Genomic DNA, 18,801 nt, shown 5'->3' on the forward strand with positions numbered 1-18,801 from the left:
GTCAGTGGCCGGCTGCCGACGACGAGCCATGCCTTCACCGTAGAGGCCTCGCAGAGAGGTAGCGTCGCCTTCCCGCGGTCGAGGGTTATGGTTCGTTCTTCTCGGAAGTGCTCAACGTAACGGCTGGTAGCCAGCGCAGTGTAGGTGACGACGCGGTGTCGCGTGTCGTTGAAGTCGTGCCTGGCGTCGACTGCGATCGAGTCAGGGCCGGGGTCGGGGTCGGGGTCGCGCGTGATGTGCGCGGTCAGCGGCGTGGCCCTGAAGGACTGCGGGGTGACCGGGTCGGCTGCGCCCGGTCCGTTGTCCACGGGCTGTTGCCAGGAGGCCAGGAGGTCGAGCGTTCCTGTGGAGCGGCGGTCGAGAAGAATCGTGCCGCCCAAGTCGACGGCGGTCGTCCCCCTGGTCCGGTCGGGGGTCGTCAGGTTCTTCACGTTGGGCTGCTGCAGAGGTGTCCGGACGGCGTGGACGGCTGTGACACGGGCGGTGGGACTGAGCATGGGGTGACGGCCGGTTACGGCCGCCTCCCGGAGTGAGTCCAGAGACAGCTGCTCCCTCCGGGAGCGGGTGGCGTTCCAGTTGCTCACCCCATCCTCGATCCACTTCCAAAGGCCCATCAGGTCGAGGTCGGTTTCCGTGAATTGGGAAGAGAGCTGCAGTCGGTACTCGTGGCCGGGGGCGAGGGAGATTTCGAGCTCGCGCTCGTTCCAGCTCCACCTGGAAACCTTCGCCGCGCGGGTCACCTTCATCCTGAACGACTGCGCGTCGGGCCATGTGGTGAGAGTCGGCGCCGTCGCGGTCGTGTTCGCCCCGGGAAGACCTCGCACCAGGACGTTCTTGGCCAGTGGGTCGGGAAGGTAGGGCACGGGCAGGCTGCTGGTGTCGAAGTACCAGCAGTCCTGATGGGGTGGAGCTTCCTGCCGAGCGCTGGGAAGGTCTTCCAGCCGGGCAGCGTCACGCGTGGCCAGGATGGGGTACACCTCAGGTCGTAGGGGGCTTCCAGCGGCATCACCATCGAGAAGACCGTGCTGTTCGACGAGGTCCTGGCTGGCGCGAGGCGGCACGATGTGTCGCTCTGAGGTTTCGGTGGTGGTGTCGGAGCCGTTCTCGCTTCGGATGACCACATGCCGTGCGGACTCTCCCGGCACCCGGGCCGACCGGGCGAACACCTCGGGGGAGGGAACAGGCTCGAACCGTCGGTGCACCACAGTCGCTGTCTGCAGTTCGGGCACGTTGGGGAAGAGCGTGTCAGGGGTGAAAGCGATGCTGTCACCGCCGAGGTCGACTGCGCGGGCCCTGAACCGGTAGCTGCGCCCGTACCGCAGGCGCGGCAACGATTGTGCGGGCACCTCGAATCGTGTGGTCACCGGAAAGTCTGCGTCCGGCTCCGCTTGGCTCTCCGCCATGGTTCCGTCCCGTTGGAGGAACCGGCCGATACGGCTGACGGCCAGGCTCCAGCCGTTCCACCGCATGAGTGGTTCGCCGAGGTAGAGATCGGTGTCCTCTGGGGCGCCGGAGGTAGTGGGCGTGGTGGATACCTGGCCTTCCTCGGTGATATCGACCGACCCACCGTCGCTGTGAAACACGTACTGGCCCTCCCGCGCCATCAGGGATCGCCACACGCTGCCGCTCATGTCGCGCACGTCCCAGCGTTCGCCCCGAATGAGGTCCTCCGCGTAGAGGTCGAGGACTTCGGTACGCGGGCGGCCGTCACTGTCGTATGTGCGGCCGTTGGCCTGGGCGGCGTGGGTGAGAGTGCTCACCAACGCGGCTGCTCTGCCGTTTCTGGCCACTGACAGCCCCGCCGAGCGCAGGGCGGGTAGTGGGAAGCGGTCCGCACTCGCGTGACTGCGTTTTCCCCGCTCTCCCGTCTTGAGCCGAGAGCGGGTGAGGGTGTCGGCGAACTGCCGTGACAAGAGCGCGCCCCCGTCGGGGTCCACCGGTACGACGAGGAACCGGCTTCCGTCGCCGACTCGCAGCATGCCCCGGACGGTATCGCTGCGCTCCGCATCCCTTGGTGCCGCCTCGAACCGGTTCTCACCGATCAAGCAGTGAGTGCGGGGCAGGACATCGACCTTCCGGCCGCCAGATGGCAGTTCTGGTGACCAGGTGACCTCTAGTGAGGCCGCGGTCCTTCGGCTCGCGCTGGTCAGAAGGGCCACTGCCGCAGCGTCGGTCACCTCGAACTCGAGCACAAGGCCAAGCAGCCTCTGCAAGCCCCGGTACTCCCGAGTAGCGGCGATGGCCTGATGGAAGTCCAGGTGCTCGCGAGGCTGGGCCGGCAGGGCACCGGTGCCCGCGCTCCTGTTCCGCTGGTGAAAACGCTCGGCTTGCAGGAAGACGCGGGCAAGGCCGTCAGCGGAGCGCGCCTCCGCCGGGTCGAACCCGATGGCCCGGCCTGACCGCAACGACTTCTCGAGGTCTTCGATGATCCTGCCGCGTCGTCCGTATCCGCTCTTGCCGTGGCTGCCGACGGTCACTTCCTCGAAGCCGACGGCACCGAAGACGTCATCGCCGATGAGGTCTTCGTAGTGCGGCGGAGCGTCCACCGCCGCGGCACCGATTCGACCCCAGCGGTCCTTCAGGAAGGAAAGCACATGACTGACCGGGTAGGACCGTACGAGCCTGTTGCTGTGGTCGGTGAAAGCGTGCCCCCTGACAGCGGTCTTTGAGGTGAACAAAGCCTTCCAGCGGGTGCTGTCCGGCTCGGACACGAGGCGTGCGGGCTTGGCGCCGGTTTCGGGGAAGGACAGACGGAAGACGGCATCCGCGAGGGTGGCGGGCCAGTCGGTCCAGTCAGGGAAGTCTCCCAGCGTGCCGTTCTTCCCGTCGGTACGCAGGCGCGGCGCCACGTGGACGGCGAACCTGATACGGCGGGAGTCGCCCCCGCGGGGCAGTACCGTCCACATGATGCTCTGTTCGGGCATGTCAGGCTCCTACGGGTGCGAAGGTGGCGCAGTACGTCGACCAGTCGGTCTGGCTGTAGCTGTCGGCGAAGGAATGCACCCCGGTCGATGCCGTAGCGGCACGCGAGAGGGACCGAGCGGCGCGCGCCGTGGTGGCTCCGGCAGGCGCGGAGGCAGTGCTCGAACCACCACCGGCCAGTTCCCGCCGGACGCCGAAAGTGACCGAGGTATCGAACAGTCCGAGGTCGATCGAGATCGTCACGCGAGCCTCTCCGACCAGACGATCAGGCTGCGAGTAGTAGGTCAGGGCGAGGTAGCAGTCCAGAGAGGCGGAGACCAGTCCCAGCACCTCCACCCTGCCGCCGATTCGGATATAGGCGGACAGTTCCACTTGCTGGGCAGTGCTGTCGCCGGCGGCAACTGTGCGGACGCCGAAGTAGATGCCGATCTTTGCCTCGACATGGCCCGAGACGACTCCGGCTGCGTCGAAGGACGTGCCCGCGCCTGCTTCCAGGGCGGCCTCCAGGCCTTCCACTCCGTCAGCGCCTGCTTCAAGGGCGAAGAAGCCCCCACCGCCCAAGAACGAGACCGTGAGCGAGAAGGGTGCCTGACGACTGTTCAGAGCGAACTTGAAGCGGACCGGGGATCCGTCGAAGGGCAGATAGAGACCCGCGAAGAGTGTCATGGCGTTCAGCCCGAAGACACCGAAGGACAACGTCGGCAGGGCCAGCGACAGTTCCGCCTGGATCTGCTTGCCGACCACTGCCACGGACAACGGCGAGCCGTTGCCGGCGGACGGCTCGCGATCGGCAGCCGCCGACCTGGCCGCCCGCCCGGTCGAGGACCGGGAGTCGGGAACCCCCGGCACGGAGAGTCGGCACAGGCGTGCGACCTCCTGCAGGTACCGGAGCGGGCCATGGAAGGACACCTCGCCCAGTTCGCAGTCGATGTCCGGCCTCTGTCCCTTGGCGGATGAGAAGCGCAACAACTTGATGTCCACCGTCACGAAGTGACCGGGCTGCGAATCGCCCCAGATGTTGATGGAGACATCTCGCATCTCCCCCCGCACCGAGTACGTTGCGTGCAATGGAGGTAGAAGACGAGCTACGGAGACTGCCTCGAGGTGCAGGCTGCTGTTGTCACCGGGGACGAACAACCGCAACGAACCCGGCCCGGCCTTCAGTGCCGGACGCCAGTCGAACCGTGCTTCGACGCGCTCCAGCTTCCGGACACCGTCCTCGAGCTTGTGGAATTCCTCTGAGACCACCCTGATCGCCTGCTCGGCGTTCCTGACATCATCGGCAAGCTCCGCGAGCACGTCCTTGAGGAGTACCCCGCCGAGTAGCTTGGCGTCGAGGTCTCCGAACATCTTGGCGGGGTCGAAGCGTTGCCCGGCGACCTCAGTCAAGTCGCCCGCCACCGGGCCGAACGTTCGCGATATCCCCTCGAGGACCAGGGCGGGAGAGACGAGGCCGCCTGTTTTGTCGACGGCGAAGGCGAAGGCTTGGGCCGCGGTGGCGTTGGCTCTGGCCAGGAAGACCTCGCCGGCGTTCCGCTCCGGATTGAACCCGGAGCTCACGTAGTCGCGGAAGTACTCGTACGCGGTCTCTGCGGGATCGGAGACGAGCTCGCGTACCGCCTTCGGCAGGTCCGCCGTGAGTCGCACGACCGTGGGGAATCCGGCGGTGCCCGTCGTGGCGGGGTTCGTGGCCGTCATCGCGAAGGACAGGGTGCGCACCGCGAGGCTGGTGTCGCCTGGCCGGGACATCGGTGCCAGCGCCAGCATCCGGCCCCCTACGCGGCCGATACGCGCGGCATCCGTTGGGGCCGTTTGCGCGTTGTACAGCGTGGCGACGTCATTGCGCAACTGCCGGTTCGCCGCGCCTTTCTCGCTGATGAAGACCACCGGCGCTGTGAAGGGCACACGTCGGCCCTCCCAGTCCACTCCCACGAAGTGCACGGGCAGTGGAGCAGCTCCGGACTTGGCCATGAAGGCGTACGCCGAGTCACCGCCAGGCGACGGAGTGGCCGAGGATGTGCCGTACTTGGTCGGCACGTCCAGGGGCCCGACGTTACGGGAAAGCGCCCTGACCCTGCGGAAGGGGAGCGACCTCCCTTGATTTGGTATGTGCGGGTGGGAGGCGTAGTCCCGCTCAGGCTCTGTCACCACCAGGAAGTCACGGGAACGCAGGTACCCCGTTGCTCCGCTGCCGGCGCCACCCTCGATCTGGCGCTCGGTCACCCGCATGTACGCTGCGCGGTGTCCGAAGGGGAGGAGGTAGCCCTGCTGGACGACTCGGACCTTTTGGTCGCGCCCCTGGGCAAGGTCGTGCGACCACTGGGACAACCCGGCGCTGTAGCCGCCGGGAGTAGTCCAGGCTCCCTGCGCGTCGAGGGTGGCACCGAGCGCGGACAGCGACAGAGCGTCGGTTTCAATCGGTTCCGGCGAATCGGACAGAGAGAAGTCGGACGACAGCCGTACCAGGTCGTAGCGGTTCCTCGGAGTCAGAGAGGTTGTGTACGGACCGGCATCCGGGACAGACGACGGCGATTGGAGCCACTGGGGAAAGCGCGCATCAGGCATCCAAACGGCTCGAAGCGCGCGCACGGTGTCGTCCTCACGCGCGAGCCACGTGTCGTCCGACTCGTCGAAGACGCGTGTGCCCAGACGCGTGTGCCACAGTTCAGTCCAGCCGCTCGGCGAAGCAGGCAGCTCCGCAGTACTGACATGGCACCACGCGCCCGTGCTGTCCGGAGAGACGATCAGCCCGTATGGCACCTCCAACGCCGTCTCGTGCCCGGTCGGTGGTCGCAACTCGCCCACGAAGTGGTCCGGTACTTCCCGCCCCTGCGCGTTGGGCACGAGTCGCGGCTCGAACGCCGCCCAGCCGAGAAGAGCCTCGGTCGTGTAAGGCAGTGGCAGATGATCGCTCACATCGAAGGCGAGTCTGCTCGCGTGGCCCCACTCCAGAGACACCGGCGGACCGTCGGGTGACTCACTGGAGTGAAAGGCCTCCTCCTGTGCGGCTTGGGGACCGAAATCGACTACCAGGTAGGCGGGTTGGTCCGGGACGCGGAGGACTAGTCTGGGCTTTGGGGACTCCACGAGGTAGAGGTTCACCGCGACCACACGCACATTGAGCATGTCGTCACGGCGCCGCAGGTAGAGGGTTTGGGCCGGCAGCGGCACCATCGCTGCGGTGTCGGCCCGGATACCGCGGCTGATGACTGCGGCACTGACTGCGACGCCGGCCAGACCGGAGAAGCGCAGAAACAGGCGACGGGACATCTTTCCGTGCGATGGCGTGTTGCCGGACATGTCATCCCTCTGGTTCGAGATCGGCGGGTCGATACGAGGTGTGAGCGGTAAGCACCGGCGTGACAACGGAGGTCCGGTGGCGCCAGCGGTGAAGTGGGGTCGCTGACGAGCGTCAGGCGAACGACTGTGCATGTGAGACGCCCACACGGGGCTGAACTGACAGGTACGCAGCAGGACGGTGGGGCGAGCACGCGGGGACACCGGCCGGGTGGTTGCGGGTGCCGTAGCGGTCAGCCCGTCACGAAAGTCGGACGCGGGCACCCCGGATCGCGGGCCAACACGTGCTCAATACCCCCGACAGAGGAGGGCGATCCCAGCCGTAACGTCCATGCCTCGGATCACAAGGCGTGACGGGCACTCGTCAGTCGTTCGTGGAACGCGGTGACAAAGGTCTGCATGGCCTGACCCTCGTCCACGCCGAATTCGCGAGACGCCGCCTCGGCGTGACCGAACCAAGTCGAGTGGATCCGGAGACAGAGGTCACCGCTCTCCTGGCCGTGCGGTCCACTGAGCGTCGTCTGGGAAAGCCTGCCGACGACTGCGTACCGGTCGCCGCTGGCATGCACGTCCAGAAGGATCACGACCCCTCCGGCGAGAACGCATGCGCCCAATACCGTCTGCCACGGGGCAGGAGCGATTCGGGCGTTGTCGTAGCGTGTCTCACAGCACAGCGGGGACAGCGCGTGCAGGTCGCCCAGCGAGTACCTGGACGTGGTCGTTTCCAGCAGCCCGAGCAACTGGGTGTCCAGTTGCGCCGGCTCGCACAGGCGTGTGGCGCGAGCTCGCGGAGCGCTGGAGTTCGCCGCTCGCCGGTGGGGGGCGGTCGCTCTCCACAACAAGACGGCCGAAGTGGAGCCGAACACGCTCAGGCACAGGCCTGCTACGAGGCTGACGGTGTTTCCGTACACAAGGCCGACAACGAGGAAGCCGAGCCCGGCCGCCGCGAGGCCCGCAGGAACGAGGGCGGTGTTGGTCTTGAGGCCCGCGAGCACGGTCGCAGCCGTACTTGCGAGCAGCAGAATCATCCCCAGCGAACCGGGGGTGGTGTGTGGCGCGAAGAGATCCGTGGCGAGAAGGTACCCGGACGTCAGGTCCGCGAGAATGAGCGCAGTTGCTCCGATGGCGACGGAGGCCTTTGGTTTTGTGTTCACGACCGACGGTGCTTCCTAAGGGGTGGCATGTCCGAGGAAGGTAGACCGATCGTTGCCTCGTGAGTGAGAGTAGTGGGTACCTAGATGTATTGACCTGGAGCGTTGTTCACTCGGGTGACGGGTGGCCTTCGAGTTCGGTGTGGCATCGGTGGTGGTTGTAGGTATGGAGGACGGCTGCCCGAGCTTGGGTGCGCTCGTGGTTTGAGGTGTAGGCCGGCCTGCCACTGCTGGGTGAGGCGGGTGACCGTCGCCGACGACAGCCGGCCGTCGAGCCGAGGAACTGCTCCAGCGCAGGCAGGAAGTCGCCAGAGGACAGGCCGTGCAGGTAGAGCAGCGGCAACACCTTGCTGATGTTCGGGACTTGCGGTACTCACGGCGCCAGGATCGCCGAGGCAAACCTCTTGCGCCCGCCCGTGGCCTCATCGACGCGCTTGGCATTCACCCGCGGTGCCTACATCTCGAACACCCCGGCTGCCGAGGTGACCTTCCGCGGCTGATCGTGGCCGTTGCGGACCACCAAACGCCGGCCGCTCTCGTCTCGCTGGTCGGCCAACTCGGCTATGTAGGCGTTGACCTCGGCCTCCAGCGCGGCGGCCAGTACCGACCGACGCTGCAACGTCGGCCTTGCTCGGTGACCTAGCGATCAACCACCGGGAAGGTACGTCCCCCTCCACAGGTCTTGAGCATTGCTCCGGACCGCTCTCGCCGACCTCAGCCGTAATCGCACCACCTGCCCGATTCCTGTGTCGGTCGTGCATGTGGGCGCATCCATCTGCCCCGCCATGTGCGCGGCCTACCGAGGTGCACAGGCTGGCGAGCGATCGAGTAGCAGTCGCCGACGCACTGAGTAAGGGCTGCTCTGGTACGCCGGGCCGCTGGCGGCCACACTTCCAACTCCCCCACTCAGCACAGGCAGAGAGTGTGCTTTGGCTGTGGACCGAGCGGGCGGTTTTGACTCATCAGAAAGCAATAGGATCCATGGCTCCGAGAAACCATCCAAACCGAACCGCAAGCTCTGGCGGCGACGCAGAGACAGCTGAATATCCGCAAGAATTGCGGAGAGGGCTGGGTCTCTGGTCTACCTTCTCAATCGGTTTCGCTACTATTTCCCCTGTCGTCGGAATCTACTCCGTCGTTTCCCTCGGATACGTCACCATCGGGCCAGCCTGGGTGTGGATCATACCGCTGGTCCTGGTCTTGCAGCTCTCGGTGGCCTACGTATATGCGGAATTGGCTTCGCAGTGGCCACTCGCCGGTGGCTGCTACCAATGGGTCCGCCGCCTGGTCGGGGGGCGCCTCGGCTGGTTCACCGGATTCCTCTACCTGGCATCGGCGGCGGCTTCCCTCACCACTGTCGCCTACCTCGGCGGCCCTTGGCTGTTCTTGCTCGTCGCGGGAAGAGCACCGAACCCGACGGAACAGATCACATGCGCAGCAGTCCTCCTCGTACTGTCCCTGGCTGTCAACCACTGGGGAATCAACCCGCTTAAGTGGTTCCTCAATGCCGGGATCATCGCCGAGGCCGTGGCATCCGTCGGCATCGGGCTCGTGCTGCTCTTCTTCTTCCGCAACCACGGATTCTCGATCCTGTTCACCGTGGCTGAGGAAAGCACTGGTACGGTCGGCTTCCTCGCTGCCCTTGCGGTTGGCGGATGGGCCTTTCTCGGCTTCGACGCAGCCACCCAGGTGGCAGAGGAGTCCACGCACGCCGAGCGAGACGTTCCCCGCGCGATCCTCAGATCGCTCCTCGCTGTCGGCCTGGTGGTCATGCTGACGGCGTTCTCTGTCACCTTGTCCCTCAGAGACGTCGCCGCTGCGCACGCCGGGGCGATCGCCGACCCGGTGAGTGCCGCAATCGTGGAATCCTTCGGTACCTGGGCGGAACGCCCCTTCTTCGCGGTCGTCCTCGTGGCATTTCTCGCCTGCGCGGTTTCCGTGCAGACCTACCTCGCCCGAGCGATATACGGCATGGCTCGTGACGGAGCACTGCCCGCTGCACGCGCACTACGCAAGCTGAACCGCAACCAGGTTCCGCACGTTGCGCTCGCTACGGTTACTGTCATAGCAAGTGCGGGACTCCTTCTGGGCATCGACGGCCAAGCGGCCGGAACGCTCATCGCCTTCGGCTCCGGCGGCCTCTACATCGTCTTCCTCGTCGTCACCGGCAGCGCGCTATGGGCACGGACCACCGGACGCGTGCGAGCCGGCGGTGAAACGCTTCAGCTAGGGCGCAGAGGTCTGAGCATCAACATCCTCGCGGTCGTCTGGCTCGTATTCGAGACCGTCAACGTTGCTTGGCCCCGTGTCGAACTGGCTCCCCCCGGTGCACCCTGGTATGTCGTCTGGGCCGTCGTCATCGTGTTTCTCGTGTTGGCCCTCGTAGCCTTCGTCTATGGCATCAAGGCGAAGCCGTACCTGCGAATCTCCGCCGAGGGGGAGCATCGGCGACCTTCAGTACTGACGGGGCGAGACCAGTGAGTGACCAGATTGCAGGGAGCGCTACGGCCTTCCGGACAGCCGGGAGCTGTCCGGAAGGTCCTCATCGGAGCATCGGAGCCATAGCCGCATCGCGGCAGGAAAGGGCCCGAGATGGGCGCTGGCCTGGACATCCGGCTCTGCCGGGGCGGCCAGCTCGCAGGCACCCTGCTGCCCGAGATAGACGAGCTGCTGATCAGGGCGTACGCACGCGTCCCGCAAGAACTGCCCCAGCCCAGACTCGGCACCTGCTGCACCCTCCCGGACTGGCCGGTCTCACGGTCTCATCACCACCTTGATGATGCCGTTCGCCCTGCGGTCGAAGTCCCGGTAGAACCCGGGTGCCTCGTCGAGCTTTGCGTGATGGCTCACCACCCGCTGGGGCTCGGCTCTACCTGCGAGGATCATGTCGCGCAGCAGGGCCGTGTATCGACGATCATGCGTCCGGCCGAATCCCAGGTGGATACCCTTGTCGAATAGGATCGCCCACGGGACCCGCAGGGAGCCGTCCGCGTGGCCGGCCGCCGCGGGAGCACGGTCCCTTGCCGCGTACACCCCGGCGATGGCAATTCGCCCCGTCGGATTCACCAGCGCCGCCAGGTCCTCGATGACCTGGCGGGGATTCTCGTGGGCGGAGTCGGACCGATCGACGGCTTGGAAGCCGACCGCGTCGATCCCGCAGTCAACGCCGTCCATGCCCTCCTCACCGGGCGGCAACTGTCCAGCACGCCGACGTGCGCGGATCTGCTCCCCTGGGTCACCGTCACGGAAATCGATGGGCACTGCCCCATACGAACGCGCTACGTCCAGACGCTCCGGGATCCGGTCCACCACGAACACCTGCGCCGCTCCCCGTAGCACGGCGGAGTGAGCGGCGAGCAGCCCGATCGTGCCCGCACCGAAGACGGCCACGACGGCGCCGGGGCGCACACCAGCGAGTTCCGTTGCGTGCCAGCCGGTGACGAAGGCGTCGGCCAGCAGCACGAACGCGTCCTCGTTCACGTCTCCGGGGTCACCGGGGAGGGGTACACAGTTCGCGTCTGCGAAGGGCACCCTGAGTAGCTCTGCCTGAGCTCCGCGGTACCTTCCCATTCCGGCGTACCCGTACGCGGCGCCGAAGCCTCCCGGGCGGACCCGGCTGCACGCGGCGCTCAGACCCCGTGAGCAATTGAGACAGGTGCCGCAGTACAGATGGGTGGGGACTACGACCCGATCACCCACCGAGACCGCGCTGACGGCGGGTCCGGCCTGCTCAACCACTCCCAGAGGCTCGTGCCCGAGCACGAGTCCGGGCTGGGCGCCCGTTCGGCCGTCGTACATGTGGAGATCGGTTCCGCACAGGGCGCTGGAGGTCACGCGGATGACCACATCGGTGGGTTGCTCAATTTCCGGATCCTGCACATCCTGCACGGACACCGCTCGGGTTCCTTCGAACACCACAGCCTTCATGAGGCTCCTTATCTGGGAAGACCGTGTTCCAGCGGCACGTCGATACAACTGCCCCGCGCGTTGCCCTCTCCCATCTGTTTGCTCCGACGGCCACGCTCAAGTCCCCCAATGGGTGGCCGGGGCAGAGCCGCCCCGGCCACCCGCCGTCCTTTGAATACCTGATGACGCGCCCGACCTTGAGGACCAACACGGGACGATCTCGTCGGTAGCCACCGTAGGGCGTCCGTCGAACCGGCCGCGAGCGCGATGCGGTGGCCAGTCCTTCGTTGGTTTCGATCACGCTGAGCTCGCGGATGAACTCCGCCAGGGCGGCGAAGACGTGGACGACGAGCTGTTAGGGCACTCAGAAGTGCCCGCCCTGCAGGACCGCAGCGTTCCCGCCCCACGCCTGGCGACTTCGCGGGAGGCATAGCTCGCCGCCACCGTCTGCGTCGGGGCAGACCGTGCCGGTGCCGAAGGGGCAGGGCGGTCTCGTGTTCCAGGGACCGCCAGCCCGCGCTCCTTCCCAGCCGCGGAAGTCCTCGGCCGGCGTGGAGAGGAATGTGTCGAGGCCGTCGCCGTCCCATTGTCCGCACCAGGGTCTCGACGCCCACCCACTGCCGCGAGCTTTCACAAGGAAGTCGAGCGTGGGATCGTCCCCGAACGGTCCCGTCGGCTCGGAGAAGAGCAGGTGGACCGGTCGCGGTCCGGGGTCTCCCACGCGTACCACTGGGCCGCAGGGCGGCAGTGGTCAGTCGTGCGGAACCGTTCGGGCGGTAGGTCCGCGGTTGGTCACAGCGGTTCACCGACAGTGAAGGCACTCGTTCCCAGCGCCGTGTCTGCCGGGGTTTGCCCGTCGAGGAGCGGTGTCAGGTGTGGTAGATCGCAAGGCGCTGAGTCCACCTCGTGGTGGACCTTGAATCGGCGACGCGGCATGGGGTACCTCCCGGCGAAGCCGGGGGAGTGCCGTCCCGGGCGTCGCGACGATGGCGAACCCCGGCTGACGCGACACTGGCCGCGCCTACCTGTACGCGGTCGGACACCGTCCGCCTGCCGGGAAGGACCGCCGAGGGCATGGAGCGTTCTGGTCCTCCTCGGCCCGGAGCCCGGGTGGCCACAACCCGTGGAGGTTCGAACCACCAGACCAGGACGCTTCGCCCCCGCACGCCCGGCGGCCGCCATGCCCCTGTTGCCTTTTCATGGCTCCGCAATGGGGCCAACAGCCTTCGGGTCCGGCATGACTTCCCTCCTTGTTGTTGATGATCCGGGGGGTGTCACCGGGTCCGGAGGCATCGACGGACCGCTGATGAGGGGCTTGAGCACCGGCTTCACCCAGGCCGGAAGAGCTCTCCGTAACGTGGATGTGGCAGCTCGGTGCCGGGGCTACGCTGAGCAACGGCTCACACTCCGCACAACGCCTGCGATGAGCGTCAGACCGCGTTCCAGTTCCGGAACGGGAAGATGGGTGTACCCGATCACAAGCCCATCGGAGGGCGCCGCCGCTCCGCTGGTGAACGAGCTGAGGGTGCGTACGAGAACACCATGCCGCCGAAGCTCCGCGGCGACCGTCCGGCAGGACACAGCCCGCGGCAGTGTGAGGACCGCGTGGGTGCCGAACTCCGTGCAGGCCGACTGGCCGACAGTGCCGAGGTCGCCGAGCACACGTCGTACGAGGTCGCGCTTTTGCCGGTACACCGGCATCATCCGCCGGGTGTACCGCGTCACATGACCCTCATCGAGGAGCTGGCACAACACGTCCTGGACGATGGGGGAGGGGGGCTCGTTGACATGTTGGAGCAGGCTACGGCGCAGACTGAGAGATGCTGAGAACACGAGGTAGTCCACCTGCAGTGTGGGACTCAGCGTCCTGCTCAACGAGCCGACATGGACAGCTGAGGCGCTTCGGGCACTCATGCGCCAGAGACTCGGTGCGGGCGTCTCGCTGCGGAGACCGCCGTACAGGTCGTACTCGATGAGCAAACCGCCGCGGCGCTGTGCCCAGGCCAGCCACTGCCTGCGACGCGCCTGTGACATCGGAGGTCCAAGTGGTTGATGCTCGGGATCGACAGCAATATGCCGGACGGAGGTGGGCAACCCCTCGCTGAGTAGACCCTCTTCGTCGGCGGAAAGGGTGACGAGAGGCCCATCGTTCCCTGATCCGAAAGCGCTGCGCAGTTCGTGCCCGACCGGGCCTCCGAGAGCGAGTCCACCACCCTGCGCGGCTATCACATGGGCCAGGCAACGGGATGCTGCTCCTGCACCTGCGGTGATGACCACCTGGTGCGACTCGCAGGCGGTCCCGTGAGCGTGTCGGACGTGTGCGGCCACTGCTCTTCGCAGGGCCGGCTCGCCCAAGGGATCCTGCTGCGACAGGGGAAGTTGGTAACTCGCCCGGCGCCACGCTGCCCGCCAGGATGCCAGCGGAAAGTGCTCCATACCGGGCAACCCGGGGGTGAAGTCGATGACGCCGCCTCCGCTGCTGCGCCGCTGCAGCCGCGCGTGTTCCGGCGGGCTGCCGGGTCTCCCGGGAGGAGCGTTCACATAGGACCCCGAGCCCTGGCCCGCCCGGATGTCACCAGCGGTCGTGAGTCTCGTGTAGGCCGCGATCACCACGGAGCGCGACACCTGCAGCGAGGCGGAGAGGGCCCGGGTGGACGGCAGTCGGTCGTCCGCCTCCAGGACACCGTCGCGGATGAGGGCACGTATCCCTTCGGTGATCTGGTCGCGCAACAGACGCGCCGAACTGCGGTCTATCGGGATGGGAAGGTTCATGGGTTCGTAAGGGCGCATGGTTCTCTGCATCGCATGCGAAAGCAGTGTGTTCACAGGCATGACGTCCCCCGGTCCGGACCGTCGACAACGGTCGGTACGGGGCGTCGCGAGCCGTACGGTGTGATGTTTGGCACCGAGTGATCGCCGCAGCAGAGGCTGCGCTGGGCGGTCCTCAGGCTCGTCGGCACAAGGTTGGTCGGCCACGATCGCCTCCCGTCACACCTTGTGGGCGCCCCACCGTCCGCGCAGCCGCGTCGGACCAGAGAACGGCCAGATCTCGGCATGCCGACAGGCCGGTAACACCCCGGCTCTCTGCCCCCTGTGATGGTCGTTTGTTTGTTGGCGTCGATGCCGTTGAGCGTAGGGCCAAGTTGCTCACGTGATGATGAGTGCCCGGTACTCACCTGGCAGGGGCCGGTGGACCTCCTCAGGGCCGGCGACCGCAGATGCTCCTGCGTGCTATGCCTGGGCAACTGCCCGGGTGGGCGAAGCTGATGGCTGATGCATCCTCAGGATTTGCGCCTTACGTACCGGGGAGATTGGTCCGGTGAAAGTCATCGGTGAGTGGCACGTTCAAGTCACTCTGATTCGGCCACAGTCGGTTTGCTAACCCGGCTCTGAGGAGCCAATCGACGGAAGGACCGATGTGAGACGACGAGCGCAATTCCGGTTGTGGAGACGCACCGTGTGGGGAACCACTCGTGCGCGTCCCCGGCTGACCCGTGCCATCACCGTTGGCGGTGTGCTGATGGCTACCATTGTGGGTACCGGCCAGACGGCCGGTGCAGACCCCAGCCCCACCTCGGTTGCCGCAGGGACGCCGCATCGGGCCCGGGAGTGTTCACTGTCCTCAGGCAGCGAGTTCGCGACATGCGTTCGCGTGAGGACGACGCTGGACAAGACGCTGACGACCGGTGAGACCGTCGATGTGCGTATCGAGGTGCTGTCGCAGGTCACCCAGCCTGCGGCGCCTGTCGAGGTCGACCTGCCGGAAAACCTGGCCTGGGCGTCCGTCCCTGCAGGGCTGCGGGAGGTGTCCGGCGCCCGATCCTATGGAGAGGCGCTGCATCGTGCGGCTGGCAAAGTGGCGCTCGTGGCGGACGAACCGGTGGTCCTGACGGGTGAGGTGAAGGCGACAGCGGCCGGCCCGGCGCGGATCGTGACGCGTGTCGAAGCGGGGACGAGGCTGGGTGAGCACTCCGAAACGTCCGTTGCGGCCACGATCACAACCTCTGGCGATCAGCGAGGGCTCACGGATGCGAGGAGAGTGAGAGCTGCTGTACGACCTGCTCCGGCAGGGGCGCCCGCACTGGAGAAGGCCGGTTCGGGACGTAAGTCGAGACAGTTCGCGCCCGCCGCCACGGTCCGGACCGGTGCTTCGAGCGCCAGGAGCGAAGGCCCTGCGGAGACTGCGCCGACATGCGTTTCCGGGGGCTGGGGATACCTGGACCGGAACGGGCTCGAGCATGCGAGCATGAACGTCGAAGTGAAGGCCTTCGACGTCGATGCCACCGGTGAATCGCTGCTCGCCATGGGGGTGACCGATCAGGAGGGGAACTACGAACTGTGCTTTCCCGGCCTGGAGGAGGACGGCACCGGTCAGGACGTGGTCGTCGCATTTCTCACCGAGAACAACCTGTGGGCGTTGCGAAGGACGGGCTCCACGGTGACGGGGGCGGGCACCGGTACCACGTCGACGCCGGAGGACCGGGTCTTCGAGTGGGGTTCGGAGGTCCAGCAGAACGTCTCCGGTGACCTCAACCTGGGAGTGGGATTCCCAGCCGAAGCCGCTGACAACATCGCCCTTGAGACATTCGACATCGTGAACGACGTGGCGCTGTGGCGCGTGGCGGCCGATTGCTGGGACGAGAAGGACACCGTCTGCCAGCAGTTGGTCCTCTACTGGTCGCCGAGCTCCACGGAGGGCACGGCCTACACGATGTGGGACAACGCGATCCACCTCGGGGGCTCACATGGTGGAGACCGCTTCGCCGTCGCCCACGAGAGCGCCCATGCGATCATGGATATGGCAACGCGTGTCCACGACGACCCGAGCGATCATACGGACGTCATGGAGACCGCCGGCCTGGGATGCCCGGGAGTCCATTATCCGTCTAACGCCTCGCGTGTGCAGTGTGCCTGGCTCGAGGGATTCGCCGACTGGGTGCCGCTGAGCGTCTACCCCCACCTGGCCAATGAGGGGTTCCAGTTTGAATCGCGGACCTGGGGCACACCAGGCTGGGACAACGGTCTGGCCGTCGAAGGCAGGGTGGCGGGAGCCTTGCTCGATCTGGAGGACGCACATCAGGACGGCTACTGGGATCGCTCCTCCGAGGGCATGGCGCACATCTGGTACACCATGCAACATCACCCCAACGCGACGTTCAACGATTTCTGGAACGCGCGAGGAGACGACGGGTTTGACACAACGTCGAGCTCTGTGCTCTCCACACTCTTCCAGAACACCATCGACATGGGCTTTCGTGACCCGCTGACCGCCGACATCCCCGTCAGCCGGCCGGTCGCCGTCACACCCCACAACTTCCGGTTCGACCCCGTCCGCCGGGGTTGGTCCGTCATAGCGGTGCGGCCGAAGGACACCGATCACGACCTACGGCTCTTCGACGACTCCATTCAGAGCAGCCTTCTGGGTGAGAGCAACATGGCAGGTTCGTCAGAGGTCGACTTCGTGGCCCTCGACTCCGGTCCGGGAAGGCGTCCACTCGGAGACTATTACCCGAGGGTGCCCACCGCAGGGGCGGGTACGGGCAAGTACGACATCGAGTTCGCGGAGGCACCCACCGCCCCCCTCGTGGCCGAACGGTTCCGAGCGGTGCCGATGATGCCCGGTGACGTCGCGTCCGTGTTCAACTTCTCACTGACCGGCGAGCGGGTGACGGTCACTCTGACCCCCCGTGAGGAGAACCAGAACGGGGACCTCTACGTGATGTGTTCCACCGGCGACAGCGGCACATGGGTGGCGAACCGGGCGCACAACGTCGCCCGGGCGAACACCCTGGGGCCGGGTGCGGTGGAGAGAGTCACCTTCCGGGCAAGCGGAAGCTGCGCCGCAGTGGTGATCAACAAGGTCGGAAAGGGCACGTACGACTTGCTGCTCCATGTCGTGGCTCCCACGAGTTAGTGCCCGCACCGAATCTCACCCGTATCCCAGGCGGCTGATGCTCGCCGACGCCGCACGTGCCCGACATGGCTTCGAAGAGGGGAGGGATGAAACCCGTCAGATGCCGAGGCCCTCGGACTGCCGATGAAAGTCGGAAGTCCGAGGGCCTCTCGGGGCGTACGTACCGGCTTGACGTCTGCCCTCGGCCGCAGTCGATCTGATGGCTACTACGATTGCACAGGCTGTACCGGGCGCGGATATTGCTCGTCGCTGAGGATTCTGCCGGATTCCCGGCGACCGGTGACGCTTGGGCAGGGCCCGGCAACCACGTGGTGACGTCCAGTGCGCGGAAAATCAACCGAGGGCGGAGGTGTGCCAGGGCAGACGGCTACCGGCGTACACCGGATCCCTGGCTGCCCGGAATCCGCGAGCAGTACTACTGCCTCCGGCGGTACACGCCGCCCGAAGGCGGGGCGCACGGCGGCGGTCATTGGGCGCGGGCTGGGGCGCCGGAGGAGAATGCGTGGCGGCGTGGCGGGCAGCATCCGCCAAGGGGCGTGCCGTAATCCAAATGGATCACCGTGCGGCGTCAGACGCTGAGCACCGCCTTCAGGGGAGTGCCCGAGTCGGAACACGGTTGGGACGGGCGGCAGCGGCGTTATTGGACCTCGTCTACGCGCAGTCGCCGCACGGGCAGGGAGGCTCGTACATCGCACGCCTGCGCTCCTCGGCGCGGCGTGCCAGCAGGTGCCCCGGTAGGTGCTCCTGCACCTGCCACCATTCCAAGGTGAAGCAGTGGTCGTCGTCACCGATGACCAGGAGGCGCCCGCCCTTGCGCAAGGGAAAGTAGACGTAGTGGCCGCCCTCCCGGGCGAGCACCGCCCCCGGGGCCGGGTCTCTGGGACTGCCGTCCATACGGTCGTAGACCCGGGCGGTGTCGATCGGGCTGATGTCACGGACCGGGCTGAGTACCAGGGGCCAGCGATCGGGGTCGTCGGCCTCCTCGATATCGTCCGGGCGCCGCACGGGGTCGTCCACCAGGGTGTCCAGCGTCCACGCGGGCATTCCGAGTGCACGACGCACCTCCGTTGCGGGGAGGCCCGCGCGGCTGGCGTGCACGGTCAGCCGCTCGAGGGCGGTGAGACCCCCGCGGGCGTGCTCGGCGGCCCGGGCTGCGCCGCCTGCGAGCCGGAGCCAGTGGCTGGGGCCGGTGTTGGCCGGTTCCGGGTCGCCGACGTGGTCGGCGCAGCGGCTTCCAGGCCCGGCGGGTGCTTCGTTCGGACACGAGAAGTGTCCGCACAGTTCGGCGACGCGTTGCGTGCCGAGTTGGGGGACGAAGACGGTGCACGCGCGCAGTGGTCGCCGGGGGTCGCTGTCGATGGCCGTGAAATAGCGGATGCGCTCTCCAGGGCGAGCGCGCTCCACCTGGAAGGTTTTCACTTCCCACCCGGACAGGGCATGGGCGGCCATAGCCAGCGCCAGGGACGCGAAGGGCCGGAACGGCAGTGCCGTGGCCTTGTCCAGGGTGGGAATCTCCGCGACGGGCCGCCGCGCGGCTGGGTCGGTCAGGTGCCGTGCGGCCACGGTGAGAAGCTCCAGGGCATCTACGTGCGTGCTGCCGATCTGTGTCAT

General features: G+C 66.7%; 8 protein-coding genes and 4 pseudogenes. 2 read left to right on the top strand and 10 right to left on the bottom strand.

Annotated features, from left to right (window positions below):
* The 5 genes and pseudogenes from ACFWI9_RS18040 to ACFWI9_RS18060 all read right to left on the bottom strand — a co-directional run.
* Positions 1-2,711, bottom strand: a pseudogene (locus ACFWI9_RS18040) (hypothetical protein); the annotation flags it as partial.
* A 214-nt stretch (positions 2,712-2,925) separates the two neighbouring features.
* On the bottom strand, positions 2,926-6,192 hold the full coding sequence (locus ACFWI9_RS18045; protein ID WP_387163064.1) for a hypothetical protein: 3,267 nt from the start codon (positions 6,190-6,192) through the stop codon (positions 2,926-2,928).
* Positions 6,193-6,560: 368 nt separating this feature from the next.
* The gene (locus tag ACFWI9_RS18050) at positions 6,561-7,373 is read right to left on the bottom strand and encodes a hypothetical protein (protein ID WP_387163067.1); all 813 of its coding nucleotides are present in this window, start codon (positions 7,371-7,373) and stop codon (positions 6,561-6,563) included.
* An 80-nt stretch (positions 7,374-7,453) separates the two neighbouring features.
* Positions 7,454-7,584, bottom strand: a pseudogene (locus ACFWI9_RS18055) (IS481 family transposase); the annotation flags it as partial.
* A 7-nt stretch (positions 7,585-7,591) separates the two neighbouring features.
* Positions 7,592-7,989, bottom strand: a pseudogene (locus ACFWI9_RS18060) (transposase); the annotation flags it as partial.
* Positions 7,990-8,351: 362 nt separating this feature from the next.
* Here ACFWI9_RS18060 and ACFWI9_RS18065 point away from each other — a divergent pair.
* Positions 8,352-9,851: an APC family permease gene (locus ACFWI9_RS18065; protein WP_387163069.1), complete on the top strand. Its 1,500-nt coding sequence runs from the start codon at positions 8,352-8,354 to the stop codon at positions 9,849-9,851.
* Between the two features lie 273 nt (positions 9,852-10,124).
* Here ACFWI9_RS18065 and ACFWI9_RS18070 read toward each other — a convergent pair whose 3' ends face one another.
* The 4 genes and pseudogenes from ACFWI9_RS18070 to ACFWI9_RS18085 all read right to left on the bottom strand — a co-directional run.
* A complete protein-coding gene (locus ACFWI9_RS18070) occupies positions 10,125-11,297 on the bottom strand; it encodes a glutathione-independent formaldehyde dehydrogenase (RefSeq protein WP_387163072.1) in 1,173 nt (390 codons plus the stop codon).
* 343 nt (positions 11,298-11,640) lie between these two features.
* The gene (locus ACFWI9_RS18075) at positions 11,641-12,006 is read right to left on the bottom strand and encodes a DUF6228 family protein (RefSeq protein ID WP_387163073.1); all 366 of its coding nucleotides are present in this window, start codon (positions 12,004-12,006) and stop codon (positions 11,641-11,643) included.
* Between the two features lie 653 nt (positions 12,007-12,659).
* Entirely contained in the window at positions 12,660-13,310 is a 651-nt protein-coding gene (locus ACFWI9_RS18080; RefSeq protein ID WP_387163107.1) for a hypothetical protein, read from the bottom strand.
* Between the two features lie 516 nt (positions 13,311-13,826).
* Positions 13,827-14,108 (bottom strand): annotated as a pseudogene (locus ACFWI9_RS18085) (GntR family transcriptional regulator); the annotation flags it as partial.
* Positions 14,109-15,522: 1,414 nt separating this feature from the next.
* Here ACFWI9_RS18085 and ACFWI9_RS18090 point away from each other — a divergent pair.
* Complete coding sequence (locus tag ACFWI9_RS18090; protein ID WP_387163074.1) at positions 15,523-17,190, top strand: hypothetical protein; 1,668 nt, start codon at positions 15,523-15,525, stop codon at positions 17,188-17,190.
* A 651-nt stretch (positions 17,191-17,841) separates the two neighbouring features.
* On the opposite strand, the gene ACFWI9_RS18095 is transcribed toward ACFWI9_RS18090, so the two are convergent.
* A complete protein-coding gene (locus ACFWI9_RS18095) occupies positions 17,842-18,801 on the bottom strand; it encodes a hypothetical protein (RefSeq protein WP_387163076.1) in 960 nt (319 codons plus the stop codon).

This window comes from Streptomyces sp. NPDC127084, from assembly GCF_042724175.1.
Taxonomy (GTDB): domain Bacteria; phylum Actinomycetota; class Actinomycetes; order Streptomycetales; family Streptomycetaceae; genus Streptomyces.

Excerpts from the sequence above, each read along its gene's own strand:
- ACFWI9_RS18045 (WP_387163064.1), bottom strand. The coding sequence starts at position 6,192 with ATGTCCCGTCGCCTGTTTCTGCGCTTCTCCGGTCTGGCCGGCGTCGCA.
- ACFWI9_RS18065 (WP_387163069.1), top strand. The coding sequence starts at position 8,352 with ATGGCTCCGAGAAACCATCCAAACCGAACCGCAAGCTCTGGCGGCGAC.
- ACFWI9_RS18070 (WP_387163072.1), bottom strand. The coding sequence starts at position 11,297 with ATGAAGGCTGTGGTGTTCGAAGGAACCCGAGCGGTGTCCGTGCAGGAT.
- ACFWI9_RS18080 (WP_387163107.1), bottom strand. The coding sequence starts at position 13,310 with ATGTCACAGGCGCGTCGCAGGCAGTGGCTGGCCTGGGCACAGCGCCGC.
- ACFWI9_RS18090 (WP_387163074.1), top strand. The coding sequence starts at position 15,523 with ATGAACGTCGAAGTGAAGGCCTTCGACGTCGATGCCACCGGTGAATCG.
- ACFWI9_RS18095 (WP_387163076.1), bottom strand. The coding sequence starts at position 18,801 with ATGACACAGATCGGCAGCACGCACGTAGATGCCCTGGAGCTTCTCACC.